At 70.1% G+C, this 25,672-nt stretch carries 23 protein-coding genes; 15 read left to right on the top strand and 8 right to left on the bottom strand.

Features of this window, described 5'->3' with window-relative positions; genetic code table 11:
• Positions 1-37: 37 nt before the first annotated feature.
• Complete coding sequence (locus tag ACFTQE_RS08585; protein WP_376924657.1) at positions 38-616, bottom strand: hypothetical protein; 579 nt, start codon at positions 614-616, stop codon at positions 38-40.
• A gap of 153 nt (positions 617-769) precedes the next feature.
• On the opposite strand from ACFTQE_RS08585, the gene ACFTQE_RS08580 reads away from it, so the two are divergent.
• A complete protein-coding gene (locus tag ACFTQE_RS08580; protein ID WP_376924656.1) occupies positions 770-1,165 on the top strand; it encodes a hypothetical protein in 396 nt (131 codons plus the stop codon).
• Positions 1,166-1,168: 3 nt separating this feature from the next.
• Here the strand turns inward: ACFTQE_RS08580 and ACFTQE_RS08575 are convergent, their stop codons facing one another.
• A complete protein-coding gene (locus ACFTQE_RS08575; protein ID WP_375837654.1) occupies positions 1,169-1,837 on the bottom strand; it encodes a potassium channel family protein in 669 nt (222 codons plus the stop codon).
• Complete coding sequence (locus tag ACFTQE_RS08570; protein ID WP_376924655.1) at positions 1,830-3,272, bottom strand: TrkH family potassium uptake protein; 1,443 nt, start codon at positions 3,270-3,272, stop codon at positions 1,830-1,832. Before ACFTQE_RS08570 ends, ACFTQE_RS08575 begins: the two co-directional genes overlap by 8 nt.
• A 70-nt stretch (positions 3,273-3,342) precedes the next feature.
• Here ACFTQE_RS08570 and ACFTQE_RS08565 point away from each other — a divergent pair, with 70 nt between their 5' ends.
• Positions 3,343-3,783, top strand: coding sequence for an ArsR/SmtB family transcription factor (locus tag ACFTQE_RS08565; RefSeq protein WP_376924654.1), 441 nt, complete (start codon positions 3,343-3,345; stop codon positions 3,781-3,783).
• Between the two features lie 49 nt (positions 3,784-3,832).
• On the opposite strand, the gene ACFTQE_RS08560 is transcribed toward ACFTQE_RS08565, so the two are convergent.
• From ACFTQE_RS08560 to ACFTQE_RS08550, 3 genes are all read right to left on the bottom strand, one after another.
• On the bottom strand, positions 3,833-7,483 hold the full coding sequence (locus ACFTQE_RS08560) for an efflux RND transporter permease subunit (protein ID WP_376924653.1): 3,651 nt from the start codon (positions 7,481-7,483) through the stop codon (positions 3,833-3,835).
• 190 nt (positions 7,484-7,673) lie between these two features.
• On the bottom strand, positions 7,674-8,162 hold the full coding sequence (locus ACFTQE_RS08555) for a DUF1772 domain-containing protein (protein WP_376924652.1): 489 nt from the start codon (positions 8,160-8,162) through the stop codon (positions 7,674-7,676).
• Positions 8,163-8,189: 27 nt separating this feature from the next.
• A complete protein-coding gene (locus ACFTQE_RS08550) occupies positions 8,190-8,699 on the bottom strand; it encodes a GNAT family N-acetyltransferase (RefSeq protein WP_376924651.1) in 510 nt (169 codons plus the stop codon).
• A 118-nt stretch (positions 8,700-8,817) separates the two neighbouring features.
• On the opposite strand from ACFTQE_RS08550, the gene ACFTQE_RS08545 reads away from it, so the two are divergent.
• The 5 genes from ACFTQE_RS08545 to ACFTQE_RS08525 all read left to right on the top strand — a co-directional run bounded on the left by ACFTQE_RS08545 (position 8,818) and on the right by ACFTQE_RS08525 (position 14,290).
• A complete protein-coding gene (locus ACFTQE_RS08545) occupies positions 8,818-8,916 on the top strand; it encodes a 30S ribosomal protein bS22 (protein WP_003792170.1) in 99 nt (32 codons plus the stop codon).
• 77 nt (positions 8,917-8,993) lie between these two features.
• Positions 8,994-9,263 (top strand): glutaredoxin family protein, encoded by a 270-nt coding sequence (locus ACFTQE_RS08540; RefSeq protein WP_376924650.1) that lies wholly within the window; start codon positions 8,994-8,996, stop codon positions 9,261-9,263.
• Positions 9,264-9,358: 95 nt separating this feature from the next.
• Positions 9,359-11,704: an arylsulfatase gene (locus ACFTQE_RS08535; RefSeq protein WP_376924649.1), complete on the top strand. Its 2,346-nt coding sequence runs from the start codon at positions 9,359-9,361 to the stop codon at positions 11,702-11,704.
• Positions 11,697-12,638 carry an HAD family hydrolase gene (locus tag ACFTQE_RS08530; RefSeq protein WP_376924648.1) on the top strand — a complete coding sequence of 314 codons (942 nt, stop codon included), beginning with the start codon at positions 11,697-11,699 and terminating at the stop codon, positions 12,636-12,638. The genes ACFTQE_RS08535 and ACFTQE_RS08530 overlap by 8 nt, the downstream gene beginning before the upstream one ends.
• 8 nt (positions 12,639-12,646) lie before the next feature.
• The gene (locus tag ACFTQE_RS08525; protein WP_376924647.1) at positions 12,647-14,290 is read left to right on the top strand and encodes a SulP family inorganic anion transporter; all 1,644 of its coding nucleotides are present in this window, start codon (positions 12,647-12,649) and stop codon (positions 14,288-14,290) included.
• 13 nt (positions 14,291-14,303) lie between these two features.
• Here the strand turns inward: ACFTQE_RS08525 and ACFTQE_RS08520 are convergent, their stop codons facing one another.
• Positions 14,304-15,236 (bottom strand): formylglycine-generating enzyme family protein, encoded by a 933-nt coding sequence (locus tag ACFTQE_RS08520; RefSeq protein ID WP_376924659.1) that lies wholly within the window; start codon positions 15,234-15,236, stop codon positions 14,304-14,306.
• 367 nt (positions 15,237-15,603) lie between these two features.
• Here ACFTQE_RS08520 and ACFTQE_RS08515 point away from each other — a divergent pair, with 367 nt between their 5' ends.
• Complete coding sequence (locus tag ACFTQE_RS08515) at positions 15,604-16,392, top strand: hypothetical protein (RefSeq protein ID WP_376924646.1); 789 nt, start codon at positions 15,604-15,606, stop codon at positions 16,390-16,392.
• Positions 16,393-16,462: 70 nt separating this feature from the next.
• On the opposite strand, the gene aspS is transcribed toward ACFTQE_RS08515, so the two are convergent.
• A complete protein-coding gene (gene aspS / locus ACFTQE_RS08510) occupies positions 16,463-17,806 on the bottom strand; it encodes an aspartate--tRNA(Asn) ligase (protein ID WP_376924645.1) in 1,344 nt (447 codons plus the stop codon).
• A gap of 73 nt (positions 17,807-17,879) precedes the next feature.
• Between aspS and ACFTQE_RS08505 the strand changes: the two genes are divergently transcribed.
• From ACFTQE_RS08505 to ACFTQE_RS08475, 7 genes are all read left to right on the top strand, one after another.
• Complete coding sequence (locus tag ACFTQE_RS08505) at positions 17,880-18,524, top strand: histidine phosphatase family protein (protein WP_376924644.1); 645 nt, start codon at positions 17,880-17,882, stop codon at positions 18,522-18,524.
• A complete protein-coding gene (locus tag ACFTQE_RS08500) occupies positions 18,524-19,117 on the top strand; it encodes a TlpA family protein disulfide reductase (protein ID WP_376924643.1) in 594 nt (197 codons plus the stop codon). The genes ACFTQE_RS08505 and ACFTQE_RS08500 overlap by 1 nt, the downstream gene beginning before the upstream one ends.
• Before the next feature lie 3 nt (positions 19,118-19,120).
• On the top strand, positions 19,121-19,867 hold the full coding sequence (locus ACFTQE_RS08495; protein WP_376924642.1) for a cytochrome c biogenesis CcdA family protein: 747 nt from the start codon (positions 19,121-19,123) through the stop codon (positions 19,865-19,867).
• Positions 19,851-21,602 carry a cytochrome c biogenesis protein ResB gene (locus ACFTQE_RS08490; protein WP_376924641.1) on the top strand — a complete coding sequence of 584 codons (1,752 nt, stop codon included), beginning with the start codon at positions 19,851-19,853 and terminating at the stop codon, positions 21,600-21,602. Before ACFTQE_RS08495 ends, ACFTQE_RS08490 begins: the two co-directional genes overlap by 17 nt.
• Positions 21,603-21,659: 57 nt before the next feature.
• Positions 21,660-22,607 (top strand): c-type cytochrome biogenesis protein CcsB, encoded by a 948-nt coding sequence (gene ccsB, locus ACFTQE_RS08485; protein ID WP_376924658.1) that lies wholly within the window; start codon positions 21,660-21,662, stop codon positions 22,605-22,607.
• A gap of 68 nt (positions 22,608-22,675) precedes the next feature.
• A complete protein-coding gene (locus tag ACFTQE_RS08480; protein ID WP_376924640.1) occupies positions 22,676-25,249 on the top strand; it encodes an ATP-binding protein in 2,574 nt (857 codons plus the stop codon).
• 156 nt (positions 25,250-25,405) lie between these two features.
• Positions 25,406-25,636: a hypothetical protein gene (locus ACFTQE_RS08475; RefSeq protein WP_376924639.1), complete on the top strand. Its 231-nt coding sequence runs from the start codon at positions 25,406-25,408 to the stop codon at positions 25,634-25,636.
• Positions 25,637-25,672 lie beyond the last annotated feature (36 nt).

Here is a 25,672-nt window from a genome sequence, read left to right as displayed (position 1 = left end):
CGCGTGCTTCGGCACGCGGCATCCGCCGTTCCAGGGATCAACGTCCGCAATGCCCCTGCGGGAAGTCGTCGCGATCGTGATCGACGCGATCGTCGGAGAGCCGGGCACGGTGGCGGCTCGTGGGGCGGATGTCGCGCTGCGACGTCGCCCCGCGACAGGGCACGGCGACCAGGTCCCCTGGGTGCAGATCGATCGGCAGCGTCGCCGTGGGCAACTCGGCGGCGGTCGTGACCGAGGGCCGGAGCTGCACGGGCAGTCTCAGCTCGACGCTCGGGCGCCCGATGATCCGCGCCTCCGAGAACACGGGGGAGCAGCGGTCGAGATCGGCGTCGACCCAGGCGCCGATCGAACCGTCGGCGAGCGTCTCGACCGCGAGAACCCGCGTGATCACGACCGAGGTGTACTGCGTGGTCGACGGGGCGCCCCAGGTGCCGGGCACGACGGCGGCGGCGATGCGCACGCACGGAGTGCCGTGGCTCGCGGCGACGTCGAGGAGCGAGACGGAGTTGACGCGCACGTCACCCGCCTCCATCACGGTCGACTCGGGCCACGCATCGCGTGACCACGGACCGGTGTAGCGGTGGCGCAGCCACGTCACGGTGTGCAGGATACTCATCGACGGAACCTCCTCGGGGTGTTCCTTCCGGTCTACGCCCGGCTCGTCGTGCGCAGCAGGGCCGCTCATGGGATCCGAACGGACCCGACCCGTTCACCGACGGGTTCCTCACGCGTACGGTCGGGGTGCGTGCGGGGCGATACGTTTGTGCTCATGAACGCGGCGGACACCATCTCGGTCATCACCGAGGTGATCGGATGGTTCGCGCTCGCCGCGGGGCTCGGATGCCTGCTCCTCGCGCTCCTCATCCGTGTCGCCGACGGTCGTTGGCTGCGCACCGAGGCGGTGGTCGTCGACGACGGCGACGGCAGCATCGTGCGGTGGTTCACCGAGGACGGCTTCCAGTCGCGCCGGCTGAGCGTGGACGAGCGCGCGCATGTCACCAACCCCGACGAGGAGCCCGCGTTCTACAAGGAGCGCGAGCCGTACCGACTGCGACTCCACGAGCCGCCGACCGGCCGGAGGGTCATCCGCATCCTCGGCTTCGTGTTTATCGGCATCGCCGCGGCCTCCGCCGTCATCGGCGTCGTGCTGATGTTCGTGGGCTGAGCGCTACTCGAGCGCGGCGAACCGCTCGATGTCGCTCTCGGTGCCCGAGACGATGATGAGGTCGTGGTTGGAGACCACGGTCTGCTCGGTCGCGTAGGTGAACGGCTTGCCGGGGCTCTTCACGCCGACGACGGTGACCCGGTACTTCGACCGCACACCCGATTCGGTGAGGTTCTTGCCGCGGATCGGCTTCGGCGGATACATCTTCACGAGGGCGAAGTCGTCGTCGAACTCGATGAAGTCGAGCATGCGACCGCTCACGAGGTGCGCGGCGCGTTCGCCCGCCTCGCGCTCGGGGTAGATGACGTGGTTGGCACCGATGCGCTGCAGGATCTTGCCGTGCGAGGCCGAGATCGCCTTCGCCCAGATCTGCGGGATCTTCAGGTCGACGAGGTTCGCCGTGATGAGCACGGATGCCTCGATCGACGAGCCGACCGCGCACACCGCGATCGAGAAGTCCTGCGCGCCGATCTGCTTCAGGGCGTCGATCGACTTGGCGTCGGCGACGACGGCGTGGGTGACCCGCTCCGACCACTTCTGCACGAGGCCCTCGTTCTCGTCGACGGCGAGCACCTCGCGGCCGAGCCGGTCGAGCTGACCCGCGGTGGCGGCTCCGAAGCGGCCGAGGCCGATCACGAGCACCGGGGCGTCGTGCCTGATTCGATCAACCAACGATGGGCCTCTCTTCCGGACGTTTGAACAACTGCCGGCGCTGGCTCGCCGCCAGGGCCGCGGCGAGTGTCACTGTACCAACCCGCCCCATGAACATCGTGGCCGCCATGACGTAGACGCCCTCGGGCGGCAGCTCGGCGGTGAGCCCGGTCGAGAGCCCGCACGTCGCGAATGCCGAGATCACGTCGAACAGCACGTTCTCGAACGGCGCCTTCGTGATCTGCAGGATGGCGATGGAGGCGCCGGCGACGATCGTCGCGCCCCAGAGCACGACGCTCACCGAGAGGCGCAGCATGTCGCGGGGGATGCGCCGGCCGAACGCCTCCATCGAGGGATTGCCGCGCGCCTCGGCGAAGGCGGCGAGGAACAGCACGGCGAGCGTCGTCACCTTGATGCCGCCCGCGGTCGACGCGGAGCCGCCGCCGATGAACATGAGCATGCTGCTGACGAGCTGGCTCGAGCCGTACAGGTCGTGCATGTCGATCGTCGCGAAGCCGCCGGAGCGGGTCATGGCCGACATGAAGAAGGACTGGAATATGGTCGGGCCGGCGTCGAGGTGCCCGTATGTCTTCGGGTTCGCGTGCTCGAGCAGCAGGAACATCGCCGCGCCCGCGACGAAGAGGATCACCGTCGTCGTGAGCGTCAGCTTCACGTGCACGCTCCACTTCCGCGGCTGCCGCCATGCGCGCGAGAGCGCGAAGATCACCGGGAAGCCGAGGCTGCCGAGGAAGACGCCGATCATGAGCAGCGACTGCATCCAGTAGTCGTGCTCGAAGGGGAGGAGCCCGCCCGGGTTCGGCGAGAAGCCGGTGTTCGTGAACGCCATCGCCGAGTAGTAGAGGCTGTACCAGATCGAGTGCCCGACGTCGTAGCCGGCCGCGAGCATGCTCGGCATCAGGCCGACCGCGATCGCGGCCTCGATGACCAACGCGCTGATCGCGACGGTGAACAGCAGCCCGCCGACCTCGCCGAGGCGGACCGCCTGCCGCTCGGCGACGGGGCCCACGTGGAGGCGCGAGGGGTTCGTGTCGCTCGCCGCCATGAGCTTGGCGCGCAGCCCCAGCCGGCGCGAGATCACGAAGCCCAGCGTCGTCGCGAGCGTGAGCACGCCGACACCGCCGATGTTGACGCCGAGGTACACGAGGCCGTGGCCGAACGGAGACCAGTACGTCGCCATGTCGACCGTCGCGAGGCCCGTGACGCAGATGACGGAGACCGCGGTGAACAGCGCGTCGTGGAGCGGGGTGATGCTGCCGTCGGCGGTGGCGATCGGCAGCGAGAAGAGCAGCGTGAACAGCAGGATGAGCGCCGCGAAGACGAGGATCGCGAATCGCGACGGCGAGCTCTTGACGAGCGAGTCGACCGCGTCGCGAAGCTTGCCGAGCCACGACCGGCGGTCGACTCGGCCGAGTCGACCCATCGGCTGTGCGCGCATCGAGCCCCCTCCGCCGTCACCGAACGCGTGAGTCATGGTACTCCCCACGCGGAGTGACTAACCTTGGGGCATGGCGGACATCTTCGACGTGGTGGCGGACTCGACGCGGCGCGACATCCTCGCCGTGCTCCTCGAGCGCGAGGCGGACGTGCCGTCGTCGGGTGGAGAGATCAGCGTCTCCGAGATCGTGAGCGCACTCGGCGCGAGCCAGCCGACGGTCTCGAAGCACCTGAAGGTGCTCCGCGAGTCGGGCCTCGTGGCCGTGCGCGAAGAGGGCCAGCACCGCTACTACAAGCTCGACCGCACGCCGCTCGAGACGCTCGAGGACTGGCTGATCCCGTTCGTGTCGACGGATGCCGCGGCCGACGCCGCCACGCTCGCGAACGCCGGCGCCCGCGAGGAGATCGCCCTCAACGAGGAGCAGTTCGCGTTCGCCTCGGCCATCGGCAAGGCGTTCGCCGAGACCGCGCACCAGGTCACCGCGGTCGTCGCGCCCAAGAAGCGCCGCTAGCCCGTCGCGACCGCGGCGGAGCGGCACTGCCGCCCCGCCGCTCCGGCTCCTACCGGCCATCCGCCATGAGTGCGTCGACGAGGTCGGCGGCATCGGCGCGATCGTCCGTCGCCTCGCTCGCCGCTTCCCGGGCCTTCGCGCTCCGACGCGCGCGCCGGCGCTCGCCGCGGCGTTCCATCAGCGAGTACAGCACCGGGACGAGCAGCAGCGTGAGCAGCGTCGACGAGACGAGTCCGCCGATCACGACGATCGCGAGGGACTGCGAGATGAAGACGCCGCCTCCGGTGAGGCCGATCGACATCGGGAGCAGCGCGAACACCGTGGCGCACGCGGTCATGATGATCGGCCGCAGCCGGAGCCTCGACCCGTGCACGATGGCATCCTGCACGCTGTCGCCGCGCGCACGATACGAGTTGATGAGGTCGATGAGCACGATCGCATTCGTCACCACGATGCCGATGAGCATGAGCAGGCCGATCATCGCGGGGATGCCGAGCGGGGTGCCGGTGATGAGGAGCCCCGCAACCGCGCCGGTCGCCGCGAAGGGCACCGAGACCAGCAGGATGAGCGGCTGCAGCAGGCTGCGGAACGTCGCGACCATCACGATGTAGACGAGCACGATCGCCACGAGCATCGCGATCCCGAGCTGGGCGAACGACTCCTCCTGCGCCTGCGCGACGCCGCCGATCGTGGCCGTGACCCCGTTCGGCAGTTCGAGTCCGTCGAGCCCGTCGCGCACCGCGAGGGTGATCGCACTCAGGTCGTCGCCCTCCTGCACGGCCGAGACGGTCACGGTGCGCACGCCGTCGACTCGCGTGATCGTGGCAGGTGCGGCCTCATTCGCCACACTGGCGACGTCGGAGACCTTGATCGGTGCGGCGGTCGTGTTCGCGAGGTTCTCCTGCGCCAGCGTGAAGGCCTCGGCCTCGGCCCGCTGCGCGGCGGCATCCGCGCGGGCCGTCGCCATCGCGTCGAGCTGTTCGTCGATCCCCGAGACGGCGGAACGGGCTCCGGCCATGGCGCCGTCGAGCGCGGCGAGCTGCTCCGCCCGCTCCTGGTACGCGCGAGCGATCGCCTCCTCTTCGGGCGTGGTCGGCACGACCGGCGGCACCTCCACGGGGGCGCTCGCGAGTGCCGCGAGCTGAGCGGTGAGACCGCCGAGCTGATTCGTCGCGTCGGTGCGAGCGGCGCGGAGCTCCGACTCCTGCTTCGCGACCTCGGCGAGGGATGCCGCCTGGGCGCGCTCCGCCGAGGCCTTCTGGTCGGCCTCGAGCCGGTCGGCCGCGGCCTTCTGCGCCGCGGCCTGCTGCAGCCCGCTCACCGGCAGCTCCAGCGCGGCGATCTCCGCCGGGGTGGCGCCGACGCGCTGCGCCCGGACGATGACCTCCCTCGACGATCCCTCGAGCACGATCGAACCGAGCGACGCACCGCGCACCGCATCCGAGATCGCCGAACCCACCTGGGCCTGGGTGAAGCCGTTCCGCGCGGCCGCCCCCCGGTCGACGTCCACCTTGAGGATCGCCTGCTCGTCGGCGAGGTCGCTCGTGACCTCTCCGAGTCCGGGCACGCCGGCGAGCATCTCCTGCACCGCTCCCGCGCCCGTGGCGATCGCCGCCGCGTCCTCTCCGCGCACCGCCACCTGCACTCCGCCGGCCGAGAATCCGGCGTCCGTCGCGCCGAGCGAGACGGTGCCGACGTCGCTCAGCCCCTCGACCTCCGCCATGACCGCCGCGCCGACCTCGTCGCTCGAGGCGCGCTCGTCGAGGGTGACGGTGATCGATGCCGTGCTCGTCGACGAACCGTCGCCGATCGTCGTGAGGTACGACTCGACCCCCTCGGTCTCCGCCAGCACCTTCTCGACCCGGGCGGCCGCCGCGCTCGTCACGTCGAGGCTGGTGCCGGTCGGCAGCTCCTGCGTGAGGCTCAGGCTGTGCTCCTCGCCGAGGCTGCCGAGGTAGTCCATCTTCAGGAACCCGCCGGCGACGATCGTGCCGGCGAAGATGCCGGTGGCCACGAGGAGCGAGACGATCGGATGCCGCAGCGCGGCGGTGAGGACCGGGACGTATCCGCGCTGCAGCCGGGTGTACGCCTCGGCCCGCGACGACTCGACCCCGTCAGCGGTGGCGGCCAGGCCGGCAGCCACGGGACCGGGAGCGGCCGGGCTGAGGTCCGCCGCATCAGCGGCCTTCGCCCCATCCGCGGCCTTCGCCCCATCGTCGGCCTCCGCCGAACGCCCGCCCATGAACCAGTACGCGAGTACCGGCACGATCGTGAGCGAGACGAGGAGTGACGCGAGCAGCGCGAGCGTCACGGTCACGGCGAACGGTCGGAAGAGCTCGCCGATCGTTCCGCCCACGAAGGCGACGGGCAGGAACACCGCGACCGTGGTGATCGTCGATGCGGTCACGGCGCCGGCCACCTCGCGAACGGCTGCGAGAGCCGACGCGGTCGTCATCGGCACGCCCGTATGCCGGCGCTTCAGGTTCTCGATCACGACGATCGAGTCGTCGACGACGCGACCCACCGCGACCGTCAGCGCCGCGAGGGTGAAGATGTTGAGGGAGTAGTCGCCGATCCAGAGCCCGATCATGGCGATGAGCAGCGACAGCGGGATCGAGACCGCCGTGATGATGGTCGACCGGAGCGAGAGCAGGAAGACGAGGATCACGAGCACGGCGAAGAGCAGCCCGAGTCCGCCCTCGACCGACAGGTCGTGGATCGACTGCTCGACCATCGGCGACTGGTCGAAGACGACCGTGAACGCGGCGCCGTGGCCGAGCTCGCGCTCGAGGTCGGGCAGCGCCGCCCTGATCGCGTGGGCGACCTCGACGGCGTTGGAGTCGGGGGCCTTCAGCACCGAGATGCTCAACGAGGGCAGGCCGTCGGCGCGGGCGATGGAGGTCATCGCGGCCGGGACGAGTTCGACGTCGGCGACCGACGACAGGGCGAACGGGCCGTCCTGATGCTGGATCGGCAGCGCCTTCAGGTCATCGAGCGACGTGACTGCGCTGCCGACCTCGATCGCGAGTGCGACGCCGTCGCTCACGCTCGTGCCCGCGGCGACCACGACGCCGCTCGCGGTGATCGCAGCGGCGACCTCCTCGCGGGAGACCTTCTTCGCCGCGAGGTCGGCGGGCCGCATCGTGATGACGAGCTGGGTCTCGTTCTGCCCGCTGAGCTGGACCTCGCGGACGCCGTCGATCTCGCGGAGCGCGGGGAGCACGGTGGACGAGACCTGCCCCGCGAAGTCCGAGGGGTCGGCCTCCGATGCGATCGCCAGCGCCATCACGGGGATGTCGTCGGTGCTTCCCGCATAGACCTCGGTCGTCGCGTCGGCGGGAAGGGCGCTCCGCGTCCCCTCGATGGCCGAGCGGATGTCGGCGATGATCTTCTCCGAGTCCAGCCCGAACTCCCACTGCACCTGGATGCTCGCGTTGCCGTTCATCGTGCTCGACGTGACCTGATCGACGCCCTTCACGCTGCGCACGGCCCGCTCGACGGGTTCGGTGACCTCGCGCTCGACCGAGGTGGGGGAGGCTCCGGGGAACGTCGCCACGACGACCGCGCCGGGCTGCTGCACCGACGGCAGCAGCTCCTGCTTGAGGGACGTGGTCGCGAAGAGTCCGAAGCCGACGATCACGATCGTCACGAGCCCGACGATCGCTCGGTTGGCGAGGCTCAGCTTGGTGAGGAAGGTCATGGCCGGGCAGCCTCTCATCGGGGCAGTCGTTGCGGGAAGCAGGGCGGAATCGCCCGTCATCCACGCTACGAAGCGGAGGAGTCTCCCCGCATCGATCCGCCGGGGGAGCTTGCTCCGCACCGCCTCCACCCGAGGGTGGACGCCGAGTGGTACCGCGGTACCACGCCCGCGGCGCAGCGCGGTGCCCGGTTCAGCCCCCGATGAGCGCCGCGAGCACGAACGCCAGGCACGCCGCGGTCGAGGCGATCGTGCGCACGTGGTTCCACGCGAGCCAGCCCGGGCGGAACGCCTGCCAGGCGGCGGCGAGCGCCGGGGCATCCGTCTCGGCCGGCGCTGCCAGGCGGTTGTTGCGCGGCACGTTCGCGCCGCCCGTCACGCCGACCACGCCGAGCAGGTAGAGCGCAGCTCCGCCGATCGACCACCACGTCGCTCCCTCGGGTTCGCCGAGGAAGGCGAAGACGGCGAGCACCGCGACGACGAGTGCCGTGCCGAAGATCGCGAGCATGAGCGGCGCCCGCACCGCGGTGACGTTGATCTCGCGCATCGCGCGCGCGGCGTCGGCGCCCGGCAGGCGCGCGATGCCCTGCGTGACGAAGCCCGAGAAGGCGAAGAAGACCCCGGCGACGAGGCCGGTGCCGAGGATCGCGACGACGAGCAGCACTTGCACGAATGCGGTCATGCGCTCAGTCTGCCGCGACCCGCCGACTCAGTGCAGGGGTTTGATCATCTCGAGTTCGAGGCCGCCCGGCGCGAGCTCGTACTCGCGGCTGCGGCCGGTGAGCGTGAAGCCGAGCTTCTCGTAGAAGCGGATCGCCCGCGGGTTGTCCTCATGCACCTCGAGGCGCAGCGTGCCACCGAACTCGCGCGCCCACTGCTCGACCGCTTCGAGCAGCCGCCGCGAGACGCCGGCCTCATCGCCGCGATGATCGGGGGCGACGTAGACGCCGACGAGCATCGGGCCCGACGTGGCATCCGGAATGTAGCCGCCCATGTGCCCGATCCAGCGGTCGCCGTCGATCGCGACGATCGAGGTCTGCCGGGGCGTCGTGCCTCGAGCGGCCCGCGCCCGCCAGGTGGCCTCATCGGCGTCGAGGGCCGTCGAAAGGGTCTCGGCGTAGGCCAGCGGGGTGTCGCGCAGCATCTCGAGGCGCAGTGCGCGCACGGCCTGCCAGTCGGATTCCTCGGTGGTTCGGATCACGAGATCGGGGCGGGGCATCCCTCGACGCTAACCCATCGGGCGAAGGCTGCCGTTCGGATCCGGTAGACTACCCCGAGGCTTTCTGGCCTCCGGCCGCGGCACGCGCGTCCGACTCGATCTTTTCTGTGAGGTTCTGATGGGTTCCGTCATCAAGAAGCGCCGCAAGCGTATGGCGAAGAAGAAGCACCGCAAGCTGCTTCGCAAGACGCGCCACCAGCGTCGCAACAAGAAGTAGTCCTTCGAGACTCGGCTGAGCGTCAGGCCCTGCGGCCTGGCGCTTTTCGCTGTACCCGGGCGACGTAGCATCGAAGCATGGCTCGCGACATCCGTCTCACTCTCATCGGCAAGCCCGGCTGCCACCTCTGCGACGACGCACGGGAGGTCGTCACGGCCGTCATGGCCGAGATCGAGGCGACGGATGACCCGCCGCGCATCGAGCTCGTCGAACGCTCGATCCTCGACGACGACGAACTGCGTGGCCGCTACGCCGAGGAGATCCCGGTGGTGCTCATCGACGACGTCGTGCACAACTACTGGCGCATCGACCCCGTGCGACTGAAGACGGCGCTGCTCGCCGGCTGAAGACCCGACGCATCCTCATCGTTGTCAAAGCCGCTGCGCTCTGGCAACGTTGGCCCCGACCGCTGGCGGTCGGCGGCAACTGGGGAGGGGTTCGCGTGACAAGGGAATTCAAGGGCGACATCAAGCTCGACGTGCGGGATTCGACCGCCGATTGGGACGCGTTCCTCTCGGACAAGGCGCCGGCGGGCGCACCCAACGTGCTCGTCGTGCTCTACGACGACACCGGGCAGGCGGCATGGTCGCCGTACGGCGGGCGCATCGACATGCCGACGATGGACCGGTTGGCGCAGGGCGGCCTGACCTATTCGCAGTGGCACACGACGGCTCTCTGCTCGCCGACGCGATCGACGTTCCTGACCGGGCGCAACCACCACTCCAACGGCTTCGCGACGATCTCGGAGTCGTCGACGGGGTTCCCCGGCTACAACTCCCACATCCCGCCCGAGAACGCGACGATGGCGAACATCCTGCGCGACGCCGGGTGGTCGACCTACTGGGTGGGCAAGAACCACAACGTGCCGATCGATGAGTGGACCGCGGGTGCCTCGAAGAAGAATTGGCCGCTCGCGCAGGGCTACGACCGCTTCTACGGGTTCATCGGCGGCGAGACCAACAACTGGTACCCGTCGCTCGCTGAAGACAACCACTACATCGACCAGCCCTACCTGCCCGAAGACGGGTACCACCTGTCGAAGGATCTCGCCGACCAGGCGCTCAAGATGATCCGCGACTCCAAGCAGACCGAGCCCGACAAGCCCTGGTACATGTGGTTCTGCCCGGGGGCGAACCACGCGCCGCACCACGCGCCCGAGGAGTACATCGCGAAGTACAAGGGCAAGTTCGATGACGGGTACGAGGCCTACCGCGACTGGGTCGTGCCGCGCATGATCGAACGCGGGCTCCTGCCCGAGGGGACCGTCTACGGCGACATCAACCCGATGCCCGACGGCACCTACAGCCAGACCGACGAGGTACGCCCGTGGGCCGAGCTGAACGACGAGGAGAAGGCGATGTTCTCCCGCATGGCGGAGGTGTTCGCCGGGTTCTCCGAGTACACCGATGCCCAAGTCGGCCGCATCATCGACTACCTCGAGGAATCGGGTCAGCTCGAGAACACCATCGTCATCTACTGCGCCGACAACGGGGCGTCGGGCGAAGGCAGCCCCAACGGCTCGGTCAACGAGGGCAAGATCTTCGGCGGCTACCCCGACGACGAGGCGCAGAACCTCACGATGGTCGACAAGCTCGGCAGCCCCGACACGTACAACCACTACCCGACCGGCTGGGCGATGGCGTTCTCGGCTCCGTACAAGATGTTCAAGCGGTACACCTATCAGGGCGGCGTCTGCGATCCGATGGTCATCCACTGGCCTGCCGGTATCCAGGCGAAGGGCGAGGTGCGCAACCAGTACCACCACTCGACGGACATCGTCGCGACCATCCTCGACGTCTGCGGGGTCGAGATGCCCGAGACGTACAACGGGGTGACCCAGAACGCGCTCGACGGCGTCTCGATGCGCTACTCCTTCGATGCTCCGGCTGAGGGGCAGACGCAGAAGGAGACCCAGTACTACGAGATGCTCGGCAGCCGCGGAATCTGGCACAAGGGCTGGAAGGCGGTCGCCGAGCACGGCCCGGTCAGCGGCATGAGCGGGTTCGACAAGGACGTGTGGCAGCTGTTCCACACCGATGTCGACCGGTCCGAGGCGCACGACCTCTCGGCCGAGCATCCCGAGAAGCTCGAGGAGCTCAAGGCGCTCTGGCTCAGCGAGGCCAAGGCCAACAAGGTGCTTCCGCTCAACGACCTGCAGATCATCGGCAACCCGAAGGACTACGAGACGTTCCTCGGCATGGAGTTCAAGGTGCCGGTGCCGCCGAGCGGCCAATACACGTACTACCCCGGCACGACCGAGATCCCGGAGCGGTCCGCCGCGAACGTGCACGGCGTCTCGTACAAGATCCTCGCCGAGGTCGACCTCACGGCCGACACGGAGGGCGTGATCTTCGCTCACGGGTCGAGGTTCGGCGGCCACGCGCTGTTCATCAAGGACGGCAAGGTGACCTACGCGTACAACTTCCTCGGCATCCCGCCTGAAGATCGCATCGTCGCGCCGATGCCGGCCGCAGGCAAGCACATCATCGGCGTCGAGTTCACCAAGGAGAAGATGGGCCCCTACCGGGAGGGAGTCGGCCCGCTGAAGCTCTACATCGACGATCAGCTCGTCGCCGAGCAGGAGATCCGCACCGTGCTCGGTCACTTCTCGCTCTGCGGCGAAGGCCTCTGCATCGGCTACGACAGCGGTGACGCCGTCTCGAGCGAGTACGAAGGATCGCGATTCGAGTTCAGCGGTGGCGAGATCGCCAAGGTGGTCTTCGACATCGGTGACGACGTCTACATCGACGTCGAGGCGCACATGGCCGCAGCGTACGCGCGTGACTGAGTCACCTCGCCCGCTCCCGTCGTGGTCCGACGGGCCGACTCGCGACGCGATCCTCGCGTTCGTCGAGTCGGTCTCGTCGGGCCCCGACGCGCTGCCCGAGCCCGAGCGCGTCGCCGTGTTCGACAACGACGGCACGCTCTGGACCGAGAAGCCCATGCCGACGCAACTGCATTTCATCGTCCAGCAGTGGGCTGCGGCGGCAGCGGCCGACCCGTCGCTCGCCGAGCAGCAGCCCTACAAGGCGGCCGTCACCGGCGACCTCGCGTGGCTCGGGGGAGCGGTCGACAAGCACTACGCCGGCGACGACTCCGACGTGAAGGTCATGATCGGCGCGATCCTCGGGTCGACCGCAGACCTCGGCGTCGAACAGTACGCCGCGATGGTCGCCGACTTCTACCGCGACGCCCGGCACCTGACGCTGCACCGACCGTACTCCGAGGTCGTCTACGAGCCCATGGTCGAGCTGCTGCGGTACCTCGAGGCGAACGGGTTCACGAACTACATCGTCTCGGGCGGCGACCGCGACTTCATGCGGCCCATGACGGTCGAGAACTACGGCATCCCCCCGGAACGCGTCATCGGGTCGGCGCTCGGCCTCGGGTACGACGAGGCGTCGAACCAGGTGCACTACCACTCGACGTTCGACTTCATGGACGACGGCCCGGTGAAGCCGGTGCGCATCTGGACGAGGGTCGGACGCCGTCCGATCTTCGCCGCCGGCAACTCCAACGGCGACATCCAGATGCTCCGGTACGCGCAGGGCAGCGCGAAGCACCTCACCCTGCTCGTGCACCACGACGACGACACCGGTCGCGGTGACACCCCGTACGACAAAGGGGCCGAACAGGCGCTCGCCGCAGCATCCGAGCACGACTTCACCATCGTGAGCGTCGCGCGCGACTGGGCGACGGTGTTCCCCGACCCGGCAGCATAGGCGGGCGGATGTCGCAGCCCACCGTTGCAGCGCGACGGCGCGCGTTGCTCTTCCCGACCCTTCGGGGGTATCGCCGCGAATGGCTCGGCGCCGACCTCCTGGCGGGGCTCTCGGCCGGAGCGGTCGTCATCCCGCAGGCGATGGCGTACGCGACGATCGCGAACCTGCCGGTGCAGGTCGGCCTCTACACGTGCATGGTGCCGATGGTCGTGTACGCCATGCTCGGCGGGTCGCGGGCGATGAGCGTGTCGACGACGTCGACGATCGCGACGCTGACCGCGACGACGCTCGTCTCGGTCGGCGTCGCGGCCGACTCCGACGACCCGATCCCCGACCTCATGGCGCTCACGCTCCTCGTCGGACTCATCCTCCTCGTCGCCCGGTTGCTCAAGCTCGGCTCGCTCGTCGAGAACATCTCGAAGGCGACGATCACCGGTGTGCAGATCGGCGTCGGTGCCACCGTGGCGGCCGGCCAGCTCCCGAAGCTGCTCGGCGAGACCGAGAACTTCTCGGGGCACGGGTTCATCAGGTCGATCGTCGCGGTCGTCGAGGCGCTGCCGGGTGCGAATCTCGCGACCGTCCTGCTCTCGGCGGCCTCGATCGTCGTGCTCGTCGTCGTCAAGCGCTGGGCGCCGCGCGTGCCCGGCCCGCTCATCGTGGTCGCCGCCGGCATCCTGCTCGTGGCCCTCTCGGGCATCGAGGCCGCGGGCGTCGAGCTCATCGCACCCGTGCCGACGGGATTCCCGCCGCCCGAGCTGCCGTCGCCGGCCCACCTCGGCGGCATGCTGCCCGGCGCCCTCGCGATAGCGGTCATGGCACTGCTCGAGTCCGCGGCGGTGGCGCGCGGCATCCGCAAGCCCGGTGAGACGCAGATCGACAGCAACCAGGAACTCCTGGCGACGGGAGCGGCGAACGCGATCGGCTCCCTGTTCCAGACCCTGCCCTCGGCGGGCGGCTTCTCGCAGAGCGCGGTCAACCAGGGCGCCGGAGCGCGCACGCAGCTCGCCTCGATCGTCACGGCCGTGCTCGCCGTGCTCGTCGCCCTGCTGCTCGCGCCGGTACTGAGCCTGCTTCCGCAGGCGACGCTCGCCGCCCTGGTGCTCGTCGCCGTCATCGGGCTCATCGACATCGGCGCACTCGTGCGGTTCTGGCGCATCAGTCGCAACGACTTCTGGATCGCGACCATCACCGCCGTGGTCGGCCTCACCGCCGGCCTGCTGCCCGCGGTGGCGGTGGGCGTCGTGGCCACGCTCGTCGTCGTGCTCCGCGAGCTCAACCGGCTGCGCGTCGTCACCGAGGCGGTCGTCGACGGTGTGCTGCCGATCCGCCTCGAGGGGCCGCTCTACACCGCGAACGTGCTCGCGAACGAGAACGCGGTGCTGAGCGCAGCGGCGGAGAACCCGGGCATCAGGGCGGTGGCCCTGGAGCTCTCGCGACTCTCGGCGACCTCGGTCACGGTGCTCGACACCCTCGCCGACCTCGACCGCGAACTCGCGTCGACGGGCGTCGAGCTCCGACTCGCGGCCGTGCCCGCGGAGGGCGCCGGGATCGCTCGGCGCACGAGCTGGTTCGCCGGCCTCGAGGCCCAGGCGCGGGTGTACCCGACACTCGACGAGGCGGTTCGCGCGCCGGTCTCACCGCCGAGCAGCTGAGGGACGAGCCCGATCAGGCGTCGCGGGCGCAGCGGAAGCCGATGTGCGTCGTCGCCGAGTCGTCGGCCTGCGGGGATCGGGCCGCCGGCCGGTAGCGCAGGCAGTAGTCGGGGGAGCAGAGGTGCGAGCCGCCCTTCAGCACGCGACGGGGGATGCGCGAGCCGGGTTCGGCCGATGCCGCGGCGAGCAGGTTCGGGCGCCGTTCGGCGTCGACCGCCTCCACGCCCGGAGGGTTGTGGCGCGCGGTGTAGAAGTCGGTCGTCCACTCCCAGACGTTGCCGGTGACGTCGAACAGGCCGTAGCCGTTCCCGGGGAACGTCATGACGGGCGAGGTGCCCGCCCAGCCCTCCGCGCCGGTGTTGCGGTAGGGGAACGAGCCCTGCCACCGGTTGACCATGAGCCGCCCGTCGGGGAACTCCTCGTCGCCCCACGCGAAGCGCGCACCGTCGAGACCGCCGCGAGCGGCGAACTCGAACTCGGCCTCGGTGGGCAGGCGCTTGCCGGCCCACGCGGCGTAGGCGGAGGCATCCTCGAAGCTCACCTGCACGACCGGATGCGTCGGGCGGTCGACGAGCGCGTCGACGGCGCCGAACTGAGCCTGCCGAACGGATGCTTCGGGGCCGAACGGATGCCGCCAGCTCGCGCCGGCACCCCAGCGCCACCACTGCCGCCACTCGCGCAGGTCGACGGGACCCGCGGTCGGCGTGAACACCAGCCCGCCGGGAACGAGGTCGGCAGGGTCGACACCGGGGAAGTCGGCGGGGTCGAGCGGGCGCTCGGCCACGGTGACGTAGCCGGTCTCCTCGACGAAGGCGGCGAACTGCTCGTTCGTGACAGGGTGCACGTCGAGCTCGAACGAGCCCACCGTGCGCTCGTGCACGGGCGTCTCGTCGGCGTAGAACTCCTCGGAGCCCATGCGGAACGGGCCGCCCTCGATGCGGATCATGGGCGTGGGCTCGATGTCGATCGTCACATCCCGAGCCTACGGCGTGCCCCAGCGGCCGGCCCACTGCGCTGCCATCGGCCCAGCTGACGCGAATCGACCTTCCGAAACGGCTGGAGGGTCGATTCGCGTCACGTCACTCGTGATGACTCGTCCTCCGGGGGCCGCGGACGGGCGGAATGCTCACAACGGCGCTCGGGCAGGGCCGCTGGGCGCACTCTGGCTGCAGGCTGAGCGGATGCCACCTCGACTCGACCTCCCCTCGCATCTCACCGGCCGTCCCTTCCACGTGAGGGACGCGGCCGACGCGGGCCTCGCCGAGGGGCGGCTTCGCGGCCCCGACCTCTCGCGACCCTTCCACGGTGTGCGCATGAGTGCATCCGAACCGCGGTCGCTGCTGTCGATGTGTCGCGCCTACGCGGCCCGCATGCGTCCGAGCGAGGTGTTCAGCCACGGCACCGCCGCCGAACTGCACGGGCTCCCGATTCCGCACCGACTCCGTGGACAGGTGCACGTCGCCGCGATCTCTCCAGCGGGACTGCCACGCGCCGCAGGCGTGCACGGCCACCTGGTGCTGGCGGGCGACGTGAGCGTCACCCGCCGTTTCGGACTCTCCGTCGTCGACCCGGTCGACGCCTGGTGCCAGCTCGCCGATTCGCTCACGGAGCGCGAGCTCGTCGTCATCGGCGACGCGCTCCTGCGACGTCGGCGACCGCTCGCCACGCCCGAGGGGTTGCAGGCTGCGGTTCGGCGCCGGGCCGGACGGCGTGGCCGACGAAAGCTGATCGGCGCGCTCGCGAGGATCCGACCACGAACCGACTCGCCGGCCGAGACGGAACTGCGACTCGATCTCGTCGACTTCGGCCTGCCCGAGCCCGAAGTGAACGTCGAGATCACCGACGCGGACGGCCGGCTGATCGCGATCGCCGACCTCGCGTATCCCGCGTATCGCGTGGCCGCCGAGTACGACGGGGAGCAGCACCGCACCGACCGGGATCAGTACGCTCGCGACGTCGACCGGCTCGACGACGTCGCCCACGAGGGCTGGCGTCTCGTGCGATTCAACGTCCGGCACCGAGGCATCCTGCGCCGGCAGCGGATCGCCAGGCTCCGCGACGCGCTGATCGCCGCCGGTTGGCGCCCAGGCACCGTGAGGTGACGCGAATCGAGCTTTCCGCACCGGGGAGAGGTCGATTCGCGTCACCTCACGGCTGGCCGGCCCGAATGGGTCAGGGCTGCAGGCGCGTCGGGCCGCGGAACAGGTACGTCGTCTCGCGGATCGAGTGCTCGTTCAGCATGAGCATCAGCACGCGCGCGAGGCCCATGCCGAAGCCGCCGTGCGGCGGCACGCCGTAACGGAAGAAGTCGAGGTAGAACTCGAGCTCCTCCGGGTCCATGCCCTTGTCGCGGGCCTGCTCGACGAGCACGTCGATGCGGTGCTCGCGCTGCGCACCGGTCGAGATCTCGACGCCGTTGTAGATGAGGTCGTAGGAGTTGGTGAGGCTCGGGTCGCCCTCGTGGCGCATGTGGTAGAACGGCCGGATGCTCGACGCGTAGTCGGTGAGGAACACGAAGTCGTGGCCGAACGCCTCCTTCACGTACGCCGAGATCTGGCGCTCGCCCTCGGGGTCCATGTCATCGTCGGCGCGGGGGATGACGTAGCCGCGGTCGGCGACGATCTGCTTCGCCTCGGCGAGCGGGATGCGCGGGAACGGACGCGTCGGCACGGCGAGCTCGATGCCGAAGAGCTCGGCGATCTCGGCACCGTGCTTGTCGACGACGGCCTGGAAGCCCGCGACGAGCAGCTCCTCGTGCAGGGCCATGACGTCTTCGTGCGAGTCGATCCAGCTGATCTCGGTGTCGACCGAGGTGAACTCGGTCGCGTGGCGCGAGGTGAACGAGGGGTCGGCGCGGAACGCGGGGCCCACCTCGAAGACGCCGCCGAAGCCGGCCGCCTGCGCCATCTGCTTGAAGAACTGGGGGCTCTGCGCGAGGTACGCCTTGCCCTCGAAGTACTCGACCTCGAAGAGCTCCGCGCGCGACTCCGACGCCGAGGCCATGAGCTTCGGGGTCTGGATCTCGATGAGGCCCTTCTCGACCCACACACCGCGCAGCGCGTGGAGGAAGGTGGTCTGGATGCGGAAGATGAGGGCCTGCTTGGGGTGCCGCAGGTCGAGGAAGCGCCAGTCCATTCGCTTGTCGAGGCTCGAGTCGGCCGCGATCGGCGTCTCGGGGTTGGCGGCGGTGACGACCTCGAGCGAGGCGATCTTCACCTCGAGGCCGCCGAGCTTGACGCGCTCGTCGTGCTTGAGCTCACCGGTGACGGTGATGAACGACCCGTGCGCGAGCGCCGAGATGGCCTCGGTCGTGGCGAGGCGAGCGGATGCCTCGGCGTCGGCGCCGTCTTCGACCTCGCGCGTCGCGGGATTCACGAGCTGCACGGCACCCGACTCGTCGCGAAGGATGACGAACTGCACCTTCTTCTGATCGCGCACGGTCTCGACCCATCCGGACACGGTGACGGGGCCGTCGGGGAGGGCGGCGAGGTTCTTGACGAGGGTGCGGGTACTCACGATCGACCATCCTACCCGTGGGGGTTCCAACGCTCGGCGGATTCAAAGGAAGCCGCTCTCTAGACTGGAAGCCGTGCCGGCCGATCAGATCCATCTCGTGCGCCATGGCGAGGTGTTCAACCCCCAGGGTGTGCTCTACGGACGACTCTCGGGATTCGGCCTCTCCGACCTCGGCCGCGCCATGGCGCAGGCCGCCGCCGACGACCTCGTCGCCCGTGATCGCCCGGTCGGCGCACTCGTCTCCTCGCCGCTGCAGCGGACGCAGCAGTCGGCCGAGCCGATCGCCGCGGCCTTCGGCCTCGAGCCCGTGCTCGACGAGCGCGTGATCGAGCCCGAGAACCGCTTCGAGGGCAAGCGCATGCGCGGCCCCGACGGCGCGCTCCGCGACCCCCGCAACTGGGCGTTGCTCGTGAACCCGTGGGAGCCGAGCTGGGGCGAGCCGTTCCGTTCGATCGCCGATCGCATGCTCGCCGTCATCGGCGACGCCTGGCAGTCGGTCGACGGCGGCGACGTCGTGATCGTCAGCCACCAGCTGCCGATCTGGATGGTGCACCGGCGTCTCGCCGGCATCTCCCTCGCGCACGATCCCCGGCGCCGGCGCTGCGCCCTCTCGAGCATTACGACGCTCGAGCGACGCGGCGAGCGATTCGTCGAGGTGGGCTACACCGATCCTGCTGCGGGCCTCGCCGCGCAGGCGACAGACGTAGGAGCAGTGTGATGCGCGGTCGTTGGTCGCTGACTGCGGTGGCACTGGCTGCCGCCCTGGTGCTGACCGGGTGCACGAGCGACCCGCTCGCCGACCAGTTCCGCGAGGGCAGCGGCAAGAACTACATCGCGGGCGACGGCACCATCACGGTCTACGACTCCGCCGAGCGCGGCGACGCCATCGAGTTCTCGGGCGAGACCGTCGAGGGCGAGCAGTACGACTCGGCGGATGACGCTGGCAAGGTGCAGGTGGTCAACTTCTGGTACGCGGGCTGCGCGCCCTGCCGGGTCGAGGCGCCCATCCTGCAGGAGGTGCACGAGGCGGTCGACGCCGATGAGGTGAGCTTCGCCGGGGTGAACGTGCGCGACCAGGCGGGCACCGCCGCCCCGTTCGAGAAGGAGTACGGCATCACCTACCCGTCGGTTCTCGACGTCGAGACCGGCGAGGCGCAGCTCGCGTTCGCCGGCCGGGTGCCGCCCGCCGCCGTGCCGACGACGATCGTGCTCGACCAGGACGGCAAGGTGGCGGCCCGCGTGCTCGGGCAGCTGAAGGATGCCTCGATCCTGCAGACGATCATCGACGACCTCCTCGCCGAGCAGGCCTAGCGCATGGGCGAGATCGTGCTGAACGGGCAGCTGCTCGCGGCGATGCCGATCGCGATCGCCGCTGGGCTCGTCTCGTTCCTTTCACCGTGCGTGCTGCCGCTCGTTCCCGGTTACCTCGGCTACCTGGGCGGCTTCACGGATGCCTCGGCCGACGCCGCGACGGAGCGGAAGAATCGCCGGCGGCTGCTGCTCGGTGTGCTGCTGTTCGTCATCGGGTTCACGGTCGTCTTCGTGAGCTTCAACCTCATCGCGGGCTTCGCGGGGTCGTGGCTCGTGCGCTACGCCGACATGATCGTGCGCATCGCCGGCGTGCTGCTCATCCTCATGGGGCTCGTCTTCATCGGCCAGTTCACGTTCATGCAGCGCACGATCAAGCCCTCGTGGCGACCGGCGACCGGCCTCGCCGGCGCACCGCTCCTCGGCATCGTGTTCGGCCTCGGCTGGACGCCGTGCATCGGCCCGACCCTCGCCGTCGTGCTCGCGCTCAGCGCCGACTCCGCCTCGGCCGGCCGCGGCGTGCTGCTCGGCCTCGCGTACTGCGTGGGCCTCGGCATCCCGTTCCTGCTCGTGGCCGCCGGTTTCAGCTGGGTCACGGGCTCACTCGCCTTCCTCCGTCGTCACATCCGCGCGATCAACATCGCGGGAGGTGCGCTGCTCATCGTGATCGGCGTGCTCATGGTGACGGGCATCTGGTCCATCTGGATGTACGAACTGCAGGCGGTGATCACGGGTTTTGTCCCCGCAATCTGATCCCGGCGCGCCGTCGCGGCCCGCCGACCACATCGACTCGATCGAGGCCGACCCCGGCGAGACGCCCATCAACCAGCCGAAGCTCGGCTTCGTCGGTTGGCTGCGCTTCGCCTGGCGGCAGCTCACGAGCATGCGCACGGCGCTGCTCCTGCTCCTCCTCCTCGCGATCGCCGCGGTGCCCGGCTCCCTCGTGCCGCAGCGCTCGAGCGACCCCAACGGCGTCACGCAGTACTTCGACGACAACCCGAAGCTCGCGCCGATCCTCGACGGCTTCCAGATGTTCGACGTGTACACGTCGGCGTGGTTCTCGGCGATCTACCTGCTGCTCTTCGTCTCGCTCATCGGCTGCATCATCCCGCGCACGAAGCACCACTTCGAGGCGCTGCGCGCCCGGCCGCCGCGAACGCCCGTGCGCCTGTCGCGCCTCGCGGGCTACACCGAGCGCGACCTGCCCGACGGGGAGACCGCTGCCGCCGCGATCGACTCGGCTGCCAAGCAGCTGCGCCAGGCGGGCTACCGCGTCGAGCAGTACGAACTGCGCGGCGAGCCATCCGTCTCGGCTGAGCGCGGCTACCTCCGCGAGACCGGCAACCTCGTCTTCCACACCGCGCTCGTCGGCGTGCTCGTGGCGGTCGGCTTCGGCGGCGGCTTCGGATTCTCGGGTCAGCGCGTCATCGTCGAGGGGCAGACCTTCGTCAACACGCTCGCCGCCTACGACTCCTTCAATCCCGGGCGCTTCTTCACCGACACCCGGCTCACGCCCTACCGGCTCTCGCTCGAGAACCTCGACGCGGTGTACGAGACGCGCAACCAGGACGCGATCGGCCAGCCCATCGACTTCACGGCGCACGTGACCGTGCAAGACCAGGACGGCGAGCCCGAGGACCGCACGGTGAAGGTCAACGAGCCGCTCTACACGCACGGCACCGACGTATACCTGCTCGGCAACGGGTACGCGCCGACCATCACCGTGAAGAACGCCGACGGCGAGGTCGTCTTCACCGACGCCGTGCCGTTCCTGCCGCAGGACGCGAACCTCACCTCGATCGGCGTCGTGAAGGTGCCCGACGGAATGCCCGAGCAACTCGGCATGGTCGGCTTCTTCTACCCGACGCAGACCGAGCTCACCTCGGGGGCCTACACCTCGAGCTACCCCGACCTGATCCTGCCGGTGCTGACGCTCAACGTGTACGAGGGCGACCTCGGCATCAACGACGGCACGCCCACCTCGGTGTACACGCTCGACACGTCGACGCTCACCCAGCTGAGCGGCGGCAAGACGGGGGTCGACTCGATCGAGCTGAAGCCCGGCGAGACCGCCGACCTGCCGAACGGCCTCGGCACCGTGACATTCGAGGACGTCACGCCCGGCGCCGCCCCAGCGGTCGACGTCGACGCCGACACGGATGCCGCCGCCGCCGAGGGCCGCAACTACGCGCAGAGCGTGTCGCGCTTCGCGAGCTTCGACATCCACCACGACCCGACGCAGATGTGGGTGCTCGCCTTCGCGGCGCTCATCCTCGGCGGGCTCCTCGTCTCGCTCTTCGTGCCGCGCCGTCGCATGTGGGTCAAGGCCGTCACGAAGCCCGACGGCCGCGTCGTGCTCGAGTACGCGGCACTCGCCCGAGGCGAGGACCCGGGTCTCGAAGACGCCGTGACCGGGTTCGCCGACAAGCACGCCGGCCCCGCAGCATCCGCGGAGACCGCCGATGCCCCCGAGAAATCTTCGACGTAAGGTAGAACAGTGCAGTTGACGCTCGACGAGATCTCCATCCTCTGCGTGTACTCGGCCATGGTCGTGTACGCGATCGCCTTCATCGCGTTCTCGATCGACCTCGCGAAGCGCTCGGCGGCGGCCACGGCGGCAGCGGATGCCAAGGCCGACGTCGAGGCGAAGGAGACCGTCGCGGTCGGTGCGGGGGCCGGTTCGCGCTCGGCGGCACCGGCGAAGCCGGCGGCATCCGTCGCCTACGGCCGTTCGCCCGCACTGCGCGTCGGCGTCGCGATGACGGTGCTCGCGTGGATCCTGCACCTCTCGGCCACGGTGCTGCGCGGTCTCGCCGCCGGCCGGGTGCCGTGGGCGAACATGTACGAGTTCGCGCTCACGGGCACGCTCATCATCACCACGGTCTTCCTCGTCGTGATCGTGGTCGTGAAACAGGACCTGCGATTCCTCGGCACCTTCATCACGGGCCTCGTGCTCGTGCTGCTCGGCGTCGCCGCCCTGAACTTCTACGTCAGCCCGATCCCGCTGCCGCCGGCCCTGCAGTCGGTGTGGCTCGTGATCCACGTGTTCGTGGCGAGCGCGTCGGTCGGCCTCTTCGCCCTCGGCTTCGCGCTCTCGGTCGTGCAGCTCATGCAGGCGCGCCGCGAATCGATCGCGGCGACGGCGAAGGCGGCGAAGCTCACCTTCCTCGCGACGCTGCCCGATTCGGTCACGCTCGAGAACCTCGCATACCGCATCAACATCATCGGCTTCATCATGTGGACCTTCACCCTCATGGCGGGCTCCGTCTGGGCCGAGAAGGCCTGGGGCCGCTACTGGGGCTGGGACACCAAGGAGGTGTGGACCTTCATCATCTGGGTGGTCTACGCCGGTTACATCCACGCTCGTGCGACGCGCGGCTGGCGTGGCTCGCGCTCGGCATGGCTCGCCATCATCGGCTTCTCTACCGTGCTGTTCAACTTCACCGTCGTGAACCTCTTCTTCAAGGGCCTGCACGCCTACTCCGGACTCTGATCCCCGTCGGAGGCTGAGAACGCCACGCGTGCATTGCGCTCGCCGATCCGAGCGAGCACCATCGCAGTATGAGGCTGCTCGAACGCGAGGGTGAGCTCGCCGAGCTCGGCGACGCCGTGCGCGCGGCCGCCGAAGGCCGTGGCGGGGTGGTCCTCGTGCACGGCGAGGCGGGCATCGGCAAGTCGAGCCTCGTGACCGCGCTGCGCGAGCAGCCGCCGGGCGGCAGCCGGGTGCTCGTCGGCGCGTGCGACGCGCTCTCCACACCGCGCACCCTCGGGCCGCTGCGCGACCTGATCCCGCACGTCGGGCCGCGCCTCGGCGGCGCCCTTCGCGCGGGCGAGCGGGAGGAGGTGTTCGCGGCGCTGCACGAGGAGCTGTCGTCCGCCCCCGCCACGGTGCTCATCGTGGAGGACGCCCACTGGTCGGACGAGGCCACGCTCGACGCGCTGCGCTTCATCGCGCGCCGCATCGAGCCGCTGCCCGCCGTGCTCGTGCTCACCTATCGCGACGACGAGCTCGACCGGGAGCACCCGCTCGGCAGGCTGCTCGGCGAGCTCCCGAGCGGTGTGCGGCACCTCGCGCTCCAGCCGCTGTCGTCGGCCGCGGTGGGGACGCTCGCGGGCGAACGCGGTGCCGATCCGGTTCGGGTGTACGCGCTGAGCCGCGGGAACCCGTACTTCGTGAGCGAGCTCGTGACCTCGGCGGATGCCGCGCAGGTGCCGCGCACCGTCGTCGACGCCGTCACCGCACGCCTTCACCGCCTCGACGCCCGCACGCAGGGACGGGTCGAGCAGATCGCGGTCGTGCCGTCGGTCGTCGGCGCCGACGAACTCGCCCGGCTCGTGCCCGAGGGGTCGAGTGCGCTCGCCGTCGCCGAGGAGGGCGGACTCCTCACCGTGCGGCCCGAGGGCGTGCAGTTCCGGCACGAGCTCACACGGCGTGCGATCGTCGACGCCCTGCCGGCCTCCCGCCGCATCGAGTTGAACGCGCGCGTGCTCGAGATGCTCCTCGAGGTCGGCGCCGACCCGGGTCGCATCGTCTCGCATGCGATCGAGGCCGGCGACGTGGACGCGGTCGTGGAGTGGGCGCCGACGGCGGCCCGTGATGCCGCGGTGAGCAGCGCGCACCGGCAGGCGGCCGCTCACTTCCGTGCGGCCCTCGCGCACGGCGAGCGCTACGACACCGCCACGCGTGCCGATCTGGTCGAGGAGTACGCGATCGAGGCGTACCTGCTCGGCGACGAGCCGCAGGCGGTCGCCGCGCAACTCGAGGTCGTCGCGCTCCGTCGGGAGCTCGGCGTCGTCGACGCCCTGGGGGCGAGCCTGCGCTGGTTGTCGAGGTTCGAGTGGATCGCGGGCAACCGGCCGGGCGCCGAGCGGGCTGCGGCCGAGGCATCCGCCGTGCTCGCCGACTCGCGCGACCGCGGTCTGCTCGCGCTCGCCCTCAGCAACGAGGCCCAGCTCGCCATGCTCGCCCACGACCTGCCCCGCACGATCGAGCTGGCGACGCGTGCGGTGGCGCTGGCGCGGGAGTCGGGGGAGCAGCGGGCGCTCTCGCACGCGCTCAACAACCTTGGGACCGCCCACCTGTTCGAGGACGACGACGAGGGCATGCGGGAGCTGCTCGAGGCGGCCGACATCGCCGCAGCCGCGGGCTTCATGGACGACGCGGCCCGGGCGCACGTGAATCTGGTCTGGAGCCTGCTCGACCAGTACCGCCTCGACCTCGCCGAGCGTCACCTCGAACCGGCGATGGCGTTCTCCGAACGCACCGAGGTGCTCGGGCTCTGGACGTACCAGCAGGTCGAACGCGGCCGGCTGCACCTCGCGCGAGCGCGCTGGGACGAGGCGCTCTCCGCGGTCGCGGGAGTCTCGGAGGTGCTGCCGCAGGCGCAGTGCGTCGCCCTCCTCGTGATCGGCACGGTGCAGTCGCGGCGTGGCGATGGCGACTCGGGCGCAGCCGTGCTCGCGGAGGCGAAGGCCATCGCCGAACGGCTCGGCGAGCTGCAGCGCACCGGGCCGGCGGCGGCGGCACGGGCCGAGGCGGCGCTGCTCCGCGGCGATCTCGACGAGGTGCGGGCGATCGCGCGCCCGGCCTTCGACGAGGCCGTGCGCTGGGCGGACCGGAACCTGCAGGCCGAACTCGCGTGGCTCCTCCGGCGTGCCGGCGAGGGGGTCGACGTGCCGGACTCCGAGCACCCGTTCGCGGTGCAGGCACGGGGCGACTGGCGCCGCGCCGCCGACCTCTGGCGGGAGCGCGGGTGCCCGTACCACGAGGCGTCCGCGCTGGCGGAGAGCCCCGACATCGACGACCTGCTCGCGGCGCTCGTGATCCTCGACGGCCTCGGCGCCGATCCGCTCGCCCGACGGGTGCGCGCGGCGCTGCGCGACCGGGGTGCGCGCTCGATCCCGCGCGGCCCGCGGCAGCCGACGCGGAACAACCCGGAGGGCCTCACCGAGCGGCAGGTCGACGTGCTGCGGCTCGTGGCCGACGGGCTCACGAACGCGCAGATCGCCGACCGTCTGGTGCTGTCGGTGCGCACGGTCGACACGCACGTCGCGGCGGTGCTCGCCAAGCTCGGAGTGCCGACTCGGCAGGATGCGGCGCGGCTCGCGCCCGAGGTGCTCGACCGCCTCGCGTGAGGCCGCCGGGACCCGGTCGTCGGTAGTCGTCGCGACCGATCTCGGTAGTGCCGCGCGGCGATCTCGGTAGTCGTCGCCGATGAGCGCGGTCGCGCTTCGCCGTAGAACGGAAGCAGGCCCCGAACAGGGCCTGTGAAACACCACTCAGGAGTCATCATGAACAGCGCGGCCTTCACCCCGGTTTCCCCGCTCGTCCGCCCGGCCGGGCGTACGAGCCTCTTCGGCCGGCTCTCGCGCCGCGTCGGGCTCGCCCTCGTCGCATGGAGCAGCGAGTCCGACCGGCGCCGCAGCCCCGAGAGCATCGCCGAACTCCACGAACTGCGGATGGAGGCGGAGCGACTCCGCAACGACCGCTTCCGAGAGGTGACCTTCTCCCGGCTGATGTGACAGCGTTTGCATCCGACGCGGAGCATCCGTGACCCG

Origin of the sequence: Agromyces sp. NPDC056965 (assembly GCF_042673425.1) — a bacterium.
Lineage (GTDB): Bacteria > Actinomycetota > Actinomycetes > Actinomycetales > Microbacteriaceae > Agromyces.
The sequence above is the reverse complement of the archived record's forward strand: the minus strand, read 5'-3'. Positions and strand labels throughout refer to the sequence as shown.